General features: G+C 39.6%; 17 protein-coding genes. 11 read left to right on the top strand and 6 right to left on the bottom strand.

The window, feature by feature from the left end; all coding sequences use genetic code 11:
• The first annotated feature begins 35 nt into the window (after positions 1–35).
• Genes KG708_RS13500 through djlA form a run of 3 tightly spaced genes read left to right on the top strand, consistent with a single transcriptional unit; the run spans position 36 to position 2,581 of the window.
• Positions 36–1,037 carry a phosphotransferase gene (locus KG708_RS13500; protein WP_213610548.1) on the top strand — a complete coding sequence of 334 codons (1,002 nt, stop codon included), beginning with the start codon at positions 36–38 and terminating at the stop codon, positions 1,035–1,037.
• Positions 1,034–1,690, top strand: coding sequence for an N-acetylmuramate alpha-1-phosphate uridylyltransferase MurU (gene murU / locus KG708_RS13505; protein ID WP_213610550.1), 657 nt, complete (start codon positions 1,034–1,036; stop codon positions 1,688–1,690). The genes KG708_RS13500 and murU overlap by 4 nt, the downstream gene beginning before the upstream one ends.
• A 33-nt stretch (positions 1,691–1,723) precedes the next feature.
• Positions 1,724–2,581 carry a co-chaperone DjlA gene (djlA, locus tag KG708_RS13510; RefSeq protein WP_213610552.1) on the top strand — a complete coding sequence of 286 codons (858 nt, stop codon included), beginning with the start codon at positions 1,724–1,726 and terminating at the stop codon, positions 2,579–2,581.
• On the opposite strand, the gene KG708_RS13515 is transcribed toward djlA, so the two are convergent.
• Positions 2,564–3,493 carry a DUF3530 family protein gene (locus tag KG708_RS13515; protein WP_213610554.1) on the bottom strand — a complete coding sequence of 310 codons (930 nt, stop codon included), beginning with the start codon at positions 3,491–3,493 and terminating at the stop codon, positions 2,564–2,566. The genes djlA and KG708_RS13515 overlap by 18 nt on opposite strands.
• 92 nt (positions 3,494–3,585) lie before the next feature.
• Positions 3,586–4,239 carry a bifunctional tRNA pseudouridine(32) synthase/23S rRNA pseudouridine(746) synthase RluA gene (gene rluA / locus KG708_RS13520; RefSeq protein WP_213610556.1) on the bottom strand — a complete coding sequence of 218 codons (654 nt, stop codon included), beginning with the start codon at positions 4,237–4,239 and terminating at the stop codon, positions 3,586–3,588.
• Between the two features lie 137 nt (positions 4,240–4,376).
• On the opposite strand from rluA, the gene KG708_RS13525 reads away from it, so the two are divergent.
• Positions 4,377–4,604 (top strand): CopG family transcriptional regulator, encoded by a 228-nt coding sequence (locus KG708_RS13525; RefSeq protein ID WP_213610558.1) that lies wholly within the window; start codon positions 4,377–4,379, stop codon positions 4,602–4,604.
• Entirely contained in the window at positions 4,604–4,891 is a 288-nt protein-coding gene (locus KG708_RS13530) for a type II toxin-antitoxin system RelE/ParE family toxin (RefSeq protein ID WP_213610560.1), read from the top strand. The genes KG708_RS13525 and KG708_RS13530 overlap by 1 nt, the downstream gene beginning before the upstream one ends.
• Positions 4,892–5,058: 167 nt before the next feature.
• Here the strand turns inward: KG708_RS13530 and rapA are convergent, their stop codons facing one another.
• Positions 5,059–7,953: an RNA polymerase-associated protein RapA gene (gene rapA, locus KG708_RS13535; protein WP_213610562.1), complete on the bottom strand. Its 2,895-nt coding sequence runs from the start codon at positions 7,951–7,953 to the stop codon at positions 5,059–5,061.
• Between the two features lie 299 nt (positions 7,954–8,252).
• Here rapA and KG708_RS13540 point away from each other — a divergent pair, with 299 nt between their 5' ends.
• Both KG708_RS13540 and KG708_RS13545 read left to right on the top strand, forming a co-directional pair.
• Positions 8,253–9,644 carry a PhoH family protein gene (locus KG708_RS13540; RefSeq protein ID WP_213610564.1) on the top strand — a complete coding sequence of 464 codons (1,392 nt, stop codon included), beginning with the start codon at positions 8,253–8,255 and terminating at the stop codon, positions 9,642–9,644.
• Between the two features lie 578 nt (positions 9,645–10,222).
• On the top strand, positions 10,223–11,122 hold the full coding sequence (locus KG708_RS13545; RefSeq protein ID WP_213610566.1) for a diguanylate cyclase: 900 nt from the start codon (positions 10,223–10,225) through the stop codon (positions 11,120–11,122).
• A gap of 13 nt (positions 11,123–11,135) precedes the next feature.
• Here KG708_RS13545 and KG708_RS13550 read toward each other — a convergent pair whose 3' ends face one another.
• Together KG708_RS13550 and KG708_RS13555 are read right to left on the bottom strand one after the other, a co-directional pair.
• Entirely contained in the window at positions 11,136–11,516 is a 381-nt protein-coding gene (locus tag KG708_RS13550; RefSeq protein ID WP_213610577.1) for a DUF3192 domain-containing protein, read from the bottom strand.
• 174 nt (positions 11,517–11,690) lie between these two features.
• Positions 11,691–12,635 (bottom strand): D-2-hydroxyacid dehydrogenase, encoded by a 945-nt coding sequence (locus KG708_RS13555; protein ID WP_213610579.1) that lies wholly within the window; start codon positions 12,633–12,635, stop codon positions 11,691–11,693.
• A 412-nt stretch (positions 12,636–13,047) separates the two neighbouring features.
• On the opposite strand from KG708_RS13555, the gene KG708_RS13560 reads away from it, so the two are divergent.
• Both KG708_RS13560 and KG708_RS13565 read left to right on the top strand, forming a co-directional pair.
• Positions 13,048–14,181, top strand: coding sequence for a 1-acyl-sn-glycerol-3-phosphate acyltransferase (locus KG708_RS13560; RefSeq protein WP_213610581.1), 1,134 nt, complete (start codon positions 13,048–13,050; stop codon positions 14,179–14,181).
• Between the two features lie 99 nt (positions 14,182–14,280).
• Positions 14,281–14,526: a DUF1289 domain-containing protein gene (locus KG708_RS13565; RefSeq protein ID WP_213610583.1), complete on the top strand. Its 246-nt coding sequence runs from the start codon at positions 14,281–14,283 to the stop codon at positions 14,524–14,526.
• On the opposite strand, the gene KG708_RS13570 is transcribed toward KG708_RS13565, so the two are convergent.
• Complete coding sequence (locus KG708_RS13570) at positions 14,523–15,299, bottom strand: transporter substrate-binding domain-containing protein (RefSeq protein WP_301003430.1); 777 nt, start codon at positions 15,297–15,299, stop codon at positions 14,523–14,525. The genes KG708_RS13565 and KG708_RS13570 overlap by 4 nt on opposite strands.
• 270 nt (positions 15,300–15,569) lie before the next feature.
• Here KG708_RS13570 and KG708_RS13575 point away from each other — a divergent pair, with 270 nt between their 5' ends.
• On the top strand, positions 15,570–15,773 hold the full coding sequence (locus KG708_RS13575; RefSeq protein ID WP_213610585.1) for a DUF3283 family protein: 204 nt from the start codon (positions 15,570–15,572) through the stop codon (positions 15,771–15,773).
• Between the two features lies 1 nt (position 15,774).
• On the top strand, positions 15,775–16,176 hold the full coding sequence (locus KG708_RS13580; protein WP_213610587.1) for a GNAT family N-acetyltransferase: 402 nt from the start codon (positions 15,775–15,777) through the stop codon (positions 16,174–16,176).
• Positions 16,177–16,185: the final 9 nt, after the last annotated feature.

The following is a 16,185-nucleotide window of genomic DNA, read 5'->3' on the forward strand; positions in this document are numbered from 1 at the left end:
GCAAAGTAATTAGTGAAAAAAAGATAGCTTATAAAATGACACGCTTCGAAAGTTTACAACAGTTTATTAAGGCTCACTTTAGTGAGCAATCCTTTGCACTTAATGCAATCACCGCAGACGCCAGTTTTCGCCGTTATTATCGATTAAACGCTGAAAATAATCACTTTATTGTTATGGACTCTGATCCAAAAAAAGTTAAAAACGCACCTTATGTTGCATTAAATAAAGTATTTTCTGAGCAGGGATTTTTATTGCCAAGCATTATTCACAGTGACGAGCAGCAGGGTTTTTTTATTTTAAGTGATTTAGGTAGTACGCATTTAGCTGACTTACTTGATGATACGAATCGCACCGAGTATTACCAGCAACTTATTAGTTTAAGTGCGCAATGGGCAAAAACGCCTGCAGCACCATCAATGAACCCGTATGATCGTGATTTTATTGCATTAGAACTGGATATTTTTAAAAATTGGTTGGTTAATGATTTTATTAACGCAGAGCTCAGCGCTGAGCAGCAACAGACTTGGGAAACAACCACAGCGCTGCTTATAAATACCTTGCTAGAACAACCGACAGTTACAATGCACCGCGATTATCACAGTCGTAATATTATGCGCTGTGCTCAGCAGTGGGCGATTATTGATTATCAAGACTCAGTTCAAGGCCCATTATGTTACGATTTAGTCTCACTTTTAAGAGACTGTTACTTTAAATTGCCTGAAGAGGAGCTCGCTCAGTTACTTAAGTGTGGTTACAGTGAATTTAAACGCCAAGGTTTAATAACAAACGAGTCCTTTACACAATTTAAATATTGGTTTGATTTAACTGGTTTGCAGCGTCACTTAAAAGCTGCAGGTATTTTTTGTCGTTTGTATTTACGTGATGGTAAAAAAGGGTACTTAGTAAATATACTCCCTACATTGGAGTACGTTATTGAAGTTGCGGCAGAGTATCCAGAGCTTAGCGATTTATCTGGTTGGGTAAAAAATAACGTGGTGCCAAAAGTACAGCAGCGGTTAAAAGAGGAGCAATCATGAAGGCGATGATTTTAGCCGCTGGACGTGGTAAGCGTATGATGCCGTTAACTGAGCAAATGCCAAAACCCATGTTATGCGTGGCGGGAAAACCGCTAATTGAACATCATATTATGCGCCTAAAGGCTGCAGGAATAACCCAAATTATAATTAATCTTGCTTGGCAAGGGGATAAAATAAAGACCTATTTTGCTGATGGCAGCGAATGGGGGGTGTCGATAACCTATAGCCAAGAAGTGACGGGCGGGCTTGAAACTGCAGGGGGGATTATTCAAGCCCTTCCTTTATTAGGTGAGTCATTTATTGTGATCAATGGTGATGTTTACAGCGACTATGATGTCAGTGCATTAATGCAGCTACATTTACAGCCCAAAGAGGCGCACATTGTATTGGTTGAAAACCCTGCGCATAATCCTGATGGCGATTTTGCACTGAGCCACTTACCGACAAATAGCCAGCGATATACCTTTTCAGGGATAGGGCGTTATCAAGCTGACTTTTTTGAGGGACTAGCCCCAGGCATTCGGCCATTAGGTCCTTTGCTACGTGAAAAATTAAATGAACATTTAGTCTCCACTGAACTCTATATTGGCCAATGGGACGATATAGGCACACCAGAGCGTTTATCGGCTCTTAACCAACAATTAGCACCATAAGCTAACTATAAAACACTAGAGGTAAGTTTTAAAATGTGGGGAAAAATTCTCGGTTTCTGTTTTGGTTTTATGTTTGGCAAAATAGTGGGTGCTATTTTAGGCTTATACCTAGGCCATATGTTTGATAAAAGCTTAAAAAAAGACTTTGATAAAGCTGGCGGCTTTTCTAACCTTTTTAAAGGCGATGATGTTAACGAACGCCAAGCGTTGTTTTTTTCGAGTTGCTTTGCGGTAATGGGACATATTGCCAAGTCGAATGGCCGTGTTAGCGAAACCCACATTAAAGCAGCGACGCTGTTTATGGATGAAATGGGCTTAAAAGGCGAAGAGCGCCGTGAAGCGCAGCAGGCGTTTCAATCGGGTAAAGACAGCGACTTTTCACTTAAAGACACGGTTTATGATTTTAAAGAACGTTTTGCTAAACGTTACGATTTACTGCAGTTATTTTTAGAAATTCAAATTCAAATGGCGTTTTCTGATGGCGTGCTTGCCGCACAAGAAAAGCAACTACTGCAAGAAGTAAGCAAGCAGCTAGGTGTGTCTAAAGCGCACTTTGCCTTTGTATTAAAACGTTATCAAGCAGAGTTTAACTTTAGGCAGCAACAACAGCGTTTTAAACAGCAGCAAAGTCAAAGTAGCAGCTACCGCGAAGGCTCAGGACATCATGTACCGCCAAGTAATGATATGAACCGCTCGCAAGCATTAGCTTTATTAGGGTTAAATAAGGACGCATCGCAACGCGATATTAAATTAGCTTACCGTAAGCTCATGGCTCAGCATCACCCTGATAAACTCGTATCGCAGGGATTACCTAAGCATATGATGGAAGTGGCAGTAAAAAAAAGCCAAGACATTCAAGCGGCATACGAGTATTTAAAAAAGGCGGCGTAAAAAGCCGTCTATTTCTTTACTTAGCCGAGCATGTTGCTGTGGCGCATCGCGTAAACCAAATAGTTGACGTTGGCGATAATCAAACTTTGCATTACGGTTAACCCAACGCTGACGGTTTTTAAGGTTCATTAAAATATCATTGCTGTCTGTAGCAAAATAAATATCTAACAAAGCAGGGGTAACCAAAGATGTTATTTGGCTTAATTTTGCATTGCGCTTTGTATTCGGAAGGTAGCTACTCAAACTAATGAAAGCGTTTATTGTTGAGTCTGAAAATTCAGCATAATGCTCCAATAACACCCCAGCACTAGTGCCTTGTGCAATAATGACGATATTGTCAGACTCCATCGCAGCCTGTTGATATAAAGCTTCGTAGCGCGCGATTAGTTTTAATTTATAGGTGTCCACTACCTCAGTGCTTACCTGCTCAATATAGTCAGCATGGTGAGGCTGGGTTTGTGCAGTAGAGCCAGACTGAGTGTTTTCGTCGGTAGCTTCTTCATTTGAGTCAGCGGTGCCATTATTTGTTTTTTCTTTCTCATCTTGGGTTGTTTGCCAATCAATATCAGGAACTGTCATCGCATAAGAGGTATACCCGTGGTTATTTAGTTCTTTTCGTAAAAAATTCATGCCTGCATTGTTTGTTGGCGTTGATTGCCAGTCAGGAATAAGGATCACTACACCTCTAAAGTCCGCACTCATATATTCACTGTATAAAGTTAAAAACTCAGTATCACCCGCTAAAATAGGCTTTACTTCATCACTTTGGGCTAGGCGAGAGATATCCGCATCAATATTTTTTGAAAAAGGAGGGGGAGCGATATACTCAGCACTCAGCGCTTGAAAACTGATTAACGTACAGCCAAGCACAAGAGTAGTAATAATGACTTTAAACATCTGCGTAATAAACATAATAAGCTTTTAATTTAAATCTTATTTATGTATCGGCGTTGTGCTCTTAAAGTTTAGCTATTTACTGTAAATAGCTAAAAGATTAAACCGTGTTAAAACTCGCTCTCAGCTTCAAAAGTAAGTACTTGCTCCGTTACAGGGTGTTTGAGTTGTAGCATTTGTGCATGTAGCTGTAACCGAGGAGCAGCAGCAAGTGCGTCTTTATGGGCGTATAGGCGATCGCCTAAAATAGGATGGCCTAAGCTTAGCATGTGCACGCGCAGCTGATGTGAGCGCCCTGTAATGGGAGTCAGCTCTACACGGGTTGCCTGTGCTTCACGTTCAAGGACTTTAAAATGAGTGAGCGAAGGTTTGCCATTGTCATGATCAACCATTTGCTTAGGACGATTCGGCCAGTCGCAAATAAGCGGTAAATCAACAGAGCCTGTTTCAGTTTCAAGTTGTCCGTATACTCGTGCAATGTAACGTTTTGCTGTTTCGCGCTCTTGAAATTGCATACTTAAATGACGGTGAGCGGCTTTGTTCATTGCTAAGCAAAGTATGCCTGAGGTAGCCATATCTAAACGGTGAACAATTTTAGCACTAGGAAAAACACGATTGACGCGATTGATTAAACTATCGGCATGTTTTGGGTCTTTACCTGGGACGGTGAGTAACTCGCTAGGCTTATTTATAATAAGTAAATCATCATCTTGAAACAGTATAGTTAAATACGGGCTCATAGGGGGATTGTAGTTAACTAACACGGCAGACCTCAGTGATTTTTGAAGTGCGTTATTTTAGTGGAGCGAGCGCAAAGGCTCAAGGGAAAAGGTAAAAGTTTAATTGCGTATTTTTTAATCTGGTGTAAAATTGCACCAGATTAACGTTTTGGAAATTCATTATGGCAAGACAAAGTATTTCACTTACTGAACAAAATGATTTATGGCTACGTAATCACGTTGAGAACATCGGTGATTACGCAAATAAAAGTGAATTGGTTAATGATTTAATTCGCCGTGCAAGAAGGGCTGAAGCTATAAATAGTAAGCTCGCTAACGCAGAAAAAAGCGGTTTTAGTGCTCAATCTGCCGATGAAATGTTAGCAGAATTTAAAGCAAGCACTAAATAGTGCGCACATTTAAACTTTCAAACGATGCCAAAGAAGACTTACGTCGTATTTATCAATACGGTTGCGAAGCATTTTCACAACAGCAAGCAGATATTTACTTTTATAGTTTCTTTTCTATGTTTGAAAAGCTAGCTGCAAATCCTTATTCCTATCAATCAGTTGATCATATTCGTACGGGCTATCGGCGTGCAGTTTGTGGCTCAGACAGTATTTATTACAGAATTTCAGCAACGGATGTTGAAATAATGGCTATTTTAGGCGGTCAAGATACTGATGAGTGGCTGTAATTAAATAAGTACTAATGAGTAATTGATAAAATTAAATACTGTAAGCTTAGTTTATGTAATTCAGGTGTATCTCATTGATATAAAATGAAAAAGCGCGATATAAATATCGCGCTTTTTTCAATGCACACGCTAGTTGATCTTTAACTAACGACTGACAGCTAGGTTCTCTAGTGCGAAACCACAATCAAACGAATCGCATCGAGTTTTAACTGCGCTTTTTCAATATGTGTGGTTAGCTCATTGCGTTGTTTATCGTAAAAAGTAATTTCTTCTTGGCGAATGTTTGGATTAATTTGCTTCAGTGCAACTAATCGTTGTTGCTCTTCGCTTAACGATGTTTGCATTTTTGCTAATGACTCAGCACGAATAACATCCAACTTTTGTTGCGCCATGTCTTTTGCGGTATTGATCATTGGATGAACCGCACTTTGCAATGCACCTGCTAATTTACTCGCCGTTTGACGACCTACCGCAGACAGTTGCTGATTAAAGCCGTCAAAGCCAACGTTTTCACCCAAGTTATTACAGCTTTTATCGAGCAAAATACGAATAGGTGTTGGCGGTAAAAAGCGACCCACTTGCAATGCTTTTGGTGCCATGGCTTCGGCGACAAATATTAGCTCAACAAAAAAGGTGCCTGGTGGTAACTTTTTATTTTTAAGTAACGCCACCGATGAACTACCAAAATCATCCTCACAAATCATATCCATGGTGCCTTGCACCATAGGGTGATCCCAACTAATAAAGTGCACATCTTCTTGTGAAAGCGCGGTATCGCGGTCAAAGGTTACTGTCATACCATCGTCTTTTAGCGATGGGAACGAAGCGTTAAGCATATGCTCGGTGGGCTTTAAAATAATGGTGTTTTCACCTTTATCTTCTTGGCTTACGCCAAAGGTGTCGAACACGTTGATCATATAGCTTGGCAGTTCAAACTGGTTATCGAGTTTTTCAATGTCAGCTACGAGAGAATCAGCAGCACCTTGCCCTGATGAATGCAGCTCTAATAAACGATCTCGGCCACTTTCCATTTGCTTTCGCAGTATGGCATTTTTTTGTGCCACTTGCTCAAGGAGTGGATCTAGCTCATCTTCATCGCAATTGTGAGCTGCAATATATTCAAGCAAGTCTTCGCTAAATTCTTTATATAACAACTGCCCAGTGGTTGATGTGCTTTCAAATGCATCTAAGCCTTCGTTATACCAACGCAGTAGTACTTCTTGGGCGGTGTTTTCAAAATAAGGCACGTGAATGTTCACATCTTGTGTTTGCCCAATGCGGTCTAAGCGACCAATTCGTTGCTCAAGTAAATCTGGATTCAGCGGTAAATCAAATAATACTAAGTGATGTGAGAACTGGAAGTTACGACCTTCTGAACCAATTTCTGAACACAGGAGTATTTGTGCGTTATCGTATTCATCGGCAAAGAATGCCGCAGCGCGGTCACGTTCAATAATCGACATTCCTTCGTGGAACACCGAGGCTTTAATTGCTTCACGTTCACGTAATATTTGCTCAAGGCTAATCGCTGTTTCTGCTTTAGCACAAATAAGAAGAACTTTTTCACGCTTGAGTGTTTTTAGCGTGTCAATTAACCAATCTACACGAGGATCAAACAATCCCCAACTGGCACTTTCACCTTCAAATTCTTGAAATATTTTTTCCGGGAAAAGTGCGCGTTGTGCACTGAGTTCGGCATTTTGAATGCCACTCATATTACCCAGTACGGTCATGGCTGTTTTGTATTGCTTAGGCAATGCCATTGGGTAGGCATGTAATTTACGGCTAGGGTAGCCATCAATACCACTGCGGCTATTTCTAAATAAGATGCGCCCAGTGCCATGGCGATCCAGTAGCATATTAAGTATTTCTTTACGTGCAGCAAGGTCGCCTTGTTGGGCTTGTTCAAGAATGTCGGTGATATCAGTTTCTTTTAATAGCTCAATTAATGTGGCTTTTGCGCTTTCATCGAGCGCTTGTTCTTGCAACAATTGGTTGGCCGCTTCAGCCACATCTTTGTAGTTTGCTTCTTCTTCTTTAAACACGTCATAGTCGTAAAAACGATCTGGGTCGAGTAACTGTAAACGTGCAAAGTGGCTGCGATGACCTAATTGATCAGGGGTTGCCGTTAATAAAATTAGCCCCGGAATATCTTGGCTTAGTTCTGCCATGCGCTGGTATTCTGCACTGGGTTTATTGTTGTTGATGCTTAAGTGGTGTGCTTCATCAATGACTAATAAATCCCAGTCAGCTAGCGTTGCTTGTTCAAACCAGCGTTTTTTCTTGGTTAAAAACTCAAGACTGGTAAGTACCAGTTGCTCGGTATCAAATACGTTGGGTGAATCAGCAAAGGCTTCGTCGCAGCGCTCTTCATCAAAAATAGAAAAACGTAAATTAAAACGGCGTAGCATTTCGACTAGCCATTGGTGTTGCAGGTTCTCAGGCACAACAATAAGTACACGGCTGGCACGACCGGTGATAATTTGTTGATGTAAAATCATGCCGGCTTCAATGGTTTTACCTAAGCCTACTTCATCAGACAGTAATACCCGTGGTGCAAAACGTTTACCGACTTCTTGAGCAATATAAAGCTGATGCGGAATAAGGTTAGCGCGTTGACCTATTAAGCCTTTAATAGGCGATTGCTGACGCTCAAACTGATGCAACCAGGTTTGGTAGCGCAAAGTATAGCGATCAAAACGGTCTACTTGGCCTGCGAATAGGCGATCTTGTGGCTTATTAAATTTTATAAAATGGTCTAAGAAGGTTTCTTTTAATTGTACTTTTTCGCCGTTATCAATGCGTTCGCCGTGGTAGCATAATAATTCACCCTGCACTTCTACAGACTCGACTTGTAATTCCCATTCTTCAACGCTTCGGATCACATCACCAGGATTAAATGCTACGCGGGTTACCGGCGCTTCTGCAGAAGAATAAACACGGTTTTCACCACTGGCAGGAAATAAAATGCTGACCTGTCGGCCATCAATGGCCACAACGGTGCCCAATCCTAAATCTGACTCTGTATCACTGATCCAACGCTGACCTAAGGAAAAATTCATGTATGTCTCGTCTATGAAGAAAAAGGCGGCTATGTTACCTGTTAGATAACACCACTGCAAGGCGCTATTTGCCTGACTTTTAATTAATTTTATAAGTGTGAATTATTCCCATCGTTAAGTGCTCATTCGTGCATCTATTTGGTGGAAAATTCAAACTAAATGATATTTGTCATAAAACAGACTTTTATGACAAATAGACTAAACTTAAATCATACCTAAGTAATTAATATTGATTACAAGTAATTATTAATTAGTTTATTGGGTATAGCATAAAAATCATAAAACGTAAGGAAAGTACTATGGGAAAAGCTTCAAATTTTGATAGTAAAATGTATGTGCTAGATACCAATGTATTACTTCACGAACCCCTCGCGTATTTGTCATTTCAAGAGCATCAAGTGGTTATTCCAATGACAGTACTGGAAGAGCTCGACCATATAAAAGATAGGAAACACGATGTGAGCCGCGATGCGCGAGTAGCTATTCGTGGCCTTGATGGGGTATTGAGTCAGGCAACTCCCGAACAAATGCTACAAGGTGTGGCGCTGCCAAGGAATAAACAAGGCGGATTAACAGGCAGCTTAATTATTGTAAACGATCATTTATTTGCCGATTCTATTTCTGGTTTGCCGGGCAATGAAAACGACCACCGTATTATTAATTGTGCGGTGCATTTACAAAACCAGCACAGTGATAAAAAAGTCATACTGGTGACCAAAGATATTAATATGCGTTTAAAAGCCAAAGGAGCAGGGCTTAAATATGTTGAAGACTATCGTACTGATCAATTAATTGACGATATTGCTTTACTTACCAGTGGTTATAAAAAAATTAAGGGTGACTTTTGGCAGCATGTTGGTCAGTGCAACACTGAACAGCACGGACGTGAAACAGTTCATCACATCCCTAAAGATTTAATCCCCGATGTGTTTTGCAATGAATATTTACTGGATGATGGTGATCAATTTGCCGCGCGGGTTAAATCATACGATGGTGAGCACATTACTATTAAAGATATTGGTGCAGAGCGATTAATGCATCAAAGTGCATGGGGAATAAAGCCAAAAAATATTTACCAAGCAATGGCCCTTGATGCCTTACTCGACACGTCTATTGAGCTTGTTATTTTAACCGGCCCAGCGGGATGTGGTAAAACTTTACTGGCACTTGCGTGTGCGCTGGAGATGGTGATTGAAAAAGGGATTTATGATAAAGTCATTGTAACCCGAAATACCCCTGAAATTGCTGAATCAATTGGCTTTTTGCCTGGTACCGAGGAAGAAAAAATGGCGCCTTGGTTGGCTGCCATAACCGATACCTTAGAAGTGCTGCATAAAGGTGATGAGAACCCCGTCTCTAGTCGTAATTACATTATGGAAAAAGCCAATATTCAGTTTAAGTCGGTGAACTTTATGCGCGGCCGCAGCATTCAAAATGCGGTGGTGATTTTAGATGAAAGCCAAAACTTAACCGCTTCTCAGCTAAAAACCATAATTACCCGCTGCGGAGAAGGAACAAAACTAATCTGTACAGGTAATTTAGCGCAAATAGACAGTAACTACTTAACGGCGGTTACCTCAGGGCTCACCTATATTGTTGAGCGATTTAAGCATTTTGAAGGCGGCGCTACCGTTAATCTTAATGGCGTGGTACGCAGTCGACTTGCTTCATTCGCAGAGGAAAATTTATAGCGTACGCTTACTCATATTGGCTCATTACTCCCATTGAGTTTTGAGCCAATAATTATTGGATGCTCAATGTGACTTTAACGTGTTGTCGTTTATCTACTTTTTGCCAGTATAACGCCAAAAAATTGTTGTCTAAAAAACCTATACCCATTTTATCACGCACTAACGCATAATAAACAACAAGCGGCATTAGTATTTAACTTCACCGCGGCTGTCGCTATTTTAACTGGTTGTAATTGAGCTTTGTTTATCTCCCCCCCCTAAATTTATAGCTAATGCGTTTGTTTTGACACAATGCAAAGATGATGAGAACCTACGATAAAACAGCATGCTTAACAAGCTGGTGATATTATGGGAGCTGTATTATATGGCATGTGACAGGTAATACCACATATTGAGATGGTACGCTTAGTGCATAGTTTTAAGGGTATTAAGAAACTCAAGGTTTAACTGGTTATTATGCTGTGCTCAGTACGCTGAGTAACTATTAAAAGCTGACGATAAAGTACGTAAGCTGCCATTAAGAGTTAATAATAGAGTTAAAACAAATCCATATTTATAGAAAAGTTTAAATGTAAGTCATGATAAATAAAGCAAAAATATTAATTGTAGATGACGATGCGCTTAACCGAATCATTTTAGAAAAAACCTTAAGCGATGAGCATGAGGTTTACCTAGTGGCAAGCGGCGAAGACGCGCTGGCGTTTGTTAAACACACACAAGTAGACTTAATCATTTTAGACATCATGATGCCTGACATGAATGGTTATGAAGTACTCATACAGCTAAAAGAGAGCATTATAAGTCAGGCTATCCCTGTTATTTTTATCTCCGCAAACAACCGTCATGAAGATGAAGCAAAGGGGCTAGAGCTCGGCGCAATGGATTATATTGGAAAGCCATTTAGTGCCGCTATTGTGAAAGTTAGAGTGCGGAACCAGTTATTAATTAAGCAAAAAAATGATTTGCTAGAAATGCTTGCTTCTATTGATGGCTTAACAGAAATACCCAATAGGCGTTATTTAGATGAGAACTTAGAAAGAGAGTGGCGTAGAAGTAAGCGTAACTATTCTCCTTTGTGTGTATTGCTTATCGATATTGACCACTTTAAGCGCTATAACGACTGTTACGGTCATCGTGCTGGCGATGAGTGTTTAAAAACAGTGGCGCAAACGTTAGCTGCGCAATGTGAGCGCGGCAGTGATTTTGTTGCGCGTTACGGCGGTGAAGAGTTTGTTGCGGTATTACCAAATACCAATAAGCAAGGTGCTATCGCTTTTGCCAACAAGTTACGTAACGCCGTTAATGATTTGAATATAGAACATAATGCGTCTTTAAACGCTAAACACATCACCATTAGCATCGGTATTGCTTCTAGTGAGAGCAGCCAAGCTTACACTGAAAAAGCATTGTTAGAAGAGGCTGACTCAGGCTTATATAATGCTAAGAAATTAGGGCGCAATCAAATTAGCGCCCAATAGTATTTGCGATGGCTTAATTTGTCAGCATTTGCAGTGCTGAGGCACCAATACCTACTAATTTATCATTTTTAAATACCAAGGGTGTACATTCATCTTTAGTCATTTTACCATCTGAATGGATACTGTGCGTTGCATAAAATAAGACTTGGTAAACATCCTCTTCTTTTTTGAGTAGTTCGGTGAAGTCAGGTGTTTTTAGGGCTCTTAATACCGACTGATAAGAGCTATCCATTGCCAAGCCTGAAATAATTTCACGATTATTCTTATGTGTTACCTGCCAGCTAGAAGAACTATTACCAGTCCAATGACCTTCCGCTTCGCCATCGGATACCGCAATAACACAGCCGGTTAAAAAAGGAGCGGTGAGGGCGGCGATTAAAAGTGTTTTTTTCATTTTTTATTATCCTAGATGATTAATTACAAAGTGTAACGCAAAGACTAGGCCAGTTTTTTAATCTTTAAAAATCAATACCTTGTTTTTAAAGTGATTTTTAAGTTAGTGGCTTTTTTAAGAAATAAAATTAAAAAGCCACTTTTTGGTTATTTTGACTAACTTAACTTAACGGCATTAAACCAAGCGATTACGCGACGTTTGTTGACTAAATGCGCTTATATTTAGACTCACTTCTTTTACTAAGCGCACAATAGATTCGGTACTGGCCCAGGCTATGTGCGGGGTCAGTAGTAAGTTATCACCTGTGTAATTGGCTAATGGATTATTATCCTCAGCAGGCTCTTTGGTAAGTACATCAACACCTGCACCTGCAATGATATTTGTTTTTAAGGCTTGTGCTAAGTCGGCTTCGTTGATGATCCCCCCGCGCGCGGTGTTAATAATGAGCGCAGTTGGCTTCATCATTTTTAATTCATTAAGCGTAATTAAGTTACGCGTTTCATCATTAAGTGGGCAATGTACGCTGATTATATCCGCTGTTTTTATTGCTGTTTCAAAAGGCGTACGTCCTTGGCGACACGCAGCGCCTTTGCGCTCTGCAATAATGACGTGGGCACCAAAGGCTTCAGCCACTTTAGATACGGCATTGCCCAGAGTACCACCGCCAATAATGGCTAATGTTTTGCCCTGAATGTCATTAAAGCTGTAATCAAGGCGACAAAACATTTCACTTTTTTGCCATGCGCCTTGTTGGCAGTCCGCTTGGTAGCGATGGGTATTGCCTAATAAGTTAGTAATTAACGAAAAGGTGTGCTGTACGACCGAAGGGGTTGAATAACCAGCAACATTAGTCACTGCAATACCTAAGTCTTTTGCTGCAATTAAATCAATATTATTAGTACCCGTTGCAGCAACGCAAATGAGTTTTAGTGATGTTAATTGCGTCATGGTGTCACGGTTGAGCACTACTTTATTAGTGATCAATACCTCTGCATTTTTGCTATGTGCTATCACTTGTTCTGGGCTAGTTAGCTCATGTACAGTAAGCTCCCCAAGGGCTGAAATGCAATCAAGAGAAGTATTTGCTAGTGTCGCGTTATCTAAAATGGTTATGTTCACGATATTTCCTAAAAGTGTATGTGTTAAAGAGGGGGTAAACCCTGTACGCTATTGAATTTATTTCGACTTTTTTATTATATCCAGCTTAGCAGCTGTCAAGTCGTATTTAAACGTGGTCTGCCCACTGAAGATTAATTTACATGTTATTATATTTAGCTGCCTTGCTAATAAACCAACTTGAACAAAGTGTGATTGGTAAGGTCTATCCATTTGTATTAATAATCAATAGCCATGGTTTATGCGTATGAGATGTTAGTCGTGCAACTATGCGCGGTACTAAACTATAACGCTATGAAAACATAGTAAATCGAACTTTCGTATTGCTAGTTTCGTACTTTTGATTGAGTTATAATCAAAATCAGACATAACGGAGCGTTTTAGCGCGTCGTTTTCAACTTTGTAGATGCAGTAAATGAGTGAATTAGAAGATAAGTACGCAGATATAAGACCTTACAATGACGATGAAGTTGCCGCCTCATTATCGCGATTAATTAACGATAATGCGTTTATTGATGTAATTGCAAAATATAATTTACCACGCTTTATATCTGCAGTTGGGTTTTTAGCACGCGCTATAATAAAGCATCAGTTGCGCAAAAAGTGGGGCAAAGTTAAAACGGTTGAAGATGTACAAAATGAAGTGGCACATTACTTAAATAAATTAATAAAACGTACCACCTCAAAAGTCACTTTTTCTGGCTTAGAAGACTTAGACCCTAATCAAGCCTATCTTTTTGTTTCAAACCACAGAGATATTGTACTTGACCCTGCACTGGTTAATTGGGGCTTATTCCAGCATAAAATGAAAACAGTGAGAATTGCGATTGGCGATAACTTACTGCAAATTCCTTACATTACTGAGCTTATGCGCTTAAATAAAAGTTTTATTGTGAAACGCTCAGCGAAAGCCCCAAAAGAAATGTTAAAAGCGCTGACTCAGTTATCGGCGTATATTTATGATTCGCTCAGTGGTGGGCACTCAATTTGGATTGCACAAAAAGAAGGGCGCGCTAAAGATGGTGTTGATCAAACCGATCCTGCGCTTTTAAAAATGTTGCAACTTAATGGCCGTAAACAAAAGAAAGAATTTGGCGAATACATTAAAGAGCTCAAAGTGGTGCCTGTTGCAATCTCTTACCAATACGAACCATGTGCGATTGCCAAGGCAAAAGAGCTATATCATAAACAACATCATGGCAAGTATGTTAAATCGGCGGGTGAAGATATTGCCAGTATTGTTGAAGGGTTTAGTTCAGCCAAAGGCCATGTGCATTTGTCGTTTGGTCAACCCATTGAATCAGGTTGTGACAGTGCCGATGAACTAGCAAAAACCATTGATAAGCAAATTATTGATTCGTTTTACTTACACCCAGGCAACTTTATTGCTGGTGGTTGCACTGAAGCGGTGATAAATAAAAATGATGTGGCACAGTTTGAAGCGCATTTGAACAAAGTGCCTGAAGAATTAAGGTCTTTGGTATTAGCAATGTACGCCAAGCCATATCAACGAAAAATACAAATAGATGAACAAAGCTGTGAGCATTAAGCTTAAGTGACTACGATAAAAGCAGTATTTAATCCGCTGCTTTTGTTGTACAAAAATAGCGCTATACTCAATCTAAGCGTTTAATACTTGGAGGGTGCGATGCAACAAATTGAAATATTTGATATCCCCAGCCCTTGTAAAGGTATTTGTTTGGTCAATAATCGAGGTTATTGCAAAGGGTGTTATCGCAGCCGTGATGAGCGTTTTTCTTGGAATTCGTTAACGAATACACAAAAAAAGAAAGTTTTAAGCTTATGCCAGCAGCGCTATAAACGTTATTTGCAGCAAAAAAATAAAGTAGCAAAACCATCATCGCAATCTGATCAACAAGGTTTTGACTTTTAAAAGTGTAGCTTATACTTTGATCTGAGTTTAGCAACCGTTCCATTACTGTGTAACTTATCCAGTGTTGCTTCTAGCTGTGGAACAATATCTGCGTGGTTTTCATGTAAATAATGGTAAAGCGGGTAGGTAGCAACCACTTGTTTTTCGTAGCAGCCTAAAGAGGGAGGAATGGTTTTATTTGCCATCGCAAAATCAATAAGTAACGCCCCTTGTACTTTTTGTTGGATCAGTAAGTTAAGCTGCGTATTATTATTTTTAACTTCAATTATTTGACCTTTAAAACCAATGCTATTCAAGTATCGCTGTTGAACAGGGTAACTAGTAATAATAGCAACGCTATCTATTGTTTTGCTAGAACTGGGCTCACAGCGCTTATAAAGCTCAAGGTTAAATTTAAACAATGGGTAATTAACCCGAATTAAATTTTTATAGGCACTTTCAATACTGATATCGCGAGCAAGCTGCCCATCCAACATGCCGTTATCTGCTGCGAATAATGCATTTTTACGGTTAAAGTCAATAATATTTAATTTAAAGCCCATATCTGCATAGGCTAATTGTAATAGCTCAATAGTATAGTGTGCTTGTTGGGTGTTTTGCGGGCGGTTAAATGTGTAGCTATAACTGTGCGCAAAAGACGTATTACTAAAAACTAAGCACAGTAATATCAGTAATCCGTTAAGGCGTTTGAGCACGTTAGTATTTCCAATTAATTGCGGCAAGATAATAAGCAGGTATAGTAACAAATTGCTTGTCTTTTGCACAGTTTGCATGAGTAGTTACCACTAACAATTATTGATTATGGTGGGTTATTTACAGCCGCTTATTTTTATTAGTTATAGAGTTAGTTTTTTATAATTTTAAACGTATAATCTATGCTTTATTTAGCTAAGGGCTGTTGGCCTTTGCGGATTAAAATTTGTTTAAACTAGGTGTTTAACCTAGTGGGTAGGTTAGTAAAAGCCGAGTAAAGCTTGCTCACGCCCCCACCTGTATCCGTGCAGGCAACAATGAGTTTATAGCCCCTAAAAATTGGAGTGAGTATGAGTTTTAACCTGTGTAATTTGCCGCGAGAACAAAAGTATCAAATTCAGTTAGATTACGAAGCCTCATTTTGGGCTTATCAAATTAAGCGCGGTAAGAAAACGCGTGAGCAAGTGTACGAAACCCTACATAGCCGCCCAGTGGCAGAGCAAGGTATTTTAAAGCAAAAATTTGAGCAGTATCTAGCAATTATGCTTAGCTAATATGATTGTTATTAAGCAGTTAGAATCAGTTAAAATTCCACTAGCGAATAAGTTTTATACGTTAAATAAAGCCCGCGGCCGTGCTAATAAACAAGATAAAGTATGGGTTGCTTACGATAATAATACAATTATTGCTGCGTGTCGGTTACAAAATAAGTCTACATTTTTATTTTTATCAACAGTATTAGTGGCTCCCTCTTATCGTTCGAAGGGAGTAGCTACAAGGTTATTAACTGCACTGTTAAATGAGCAAACCCAACCTATTTACACCTTTGCTTATCAACGCCTTACTGATTTTTATCAAGCACTTGGTTTTAACCAGGTGTTAACATATACTCCTGCATTATTAATACTGTTTGATGCTTATAAACACCGAAATATCATCGCATTAAAATATCAGTAGCATATAAAT

Origin of the sequence: Pseudoalteromonas sp. (assembly GCF_018402495.1) — a bacterium.
In the GTDB taxonomy this organism is placed as follows: Bacteria; Pseudomonadota; Gammaproteobacteria; order Enterobacterales; family Alteromonadaceae; genus Pseudoalteromonas.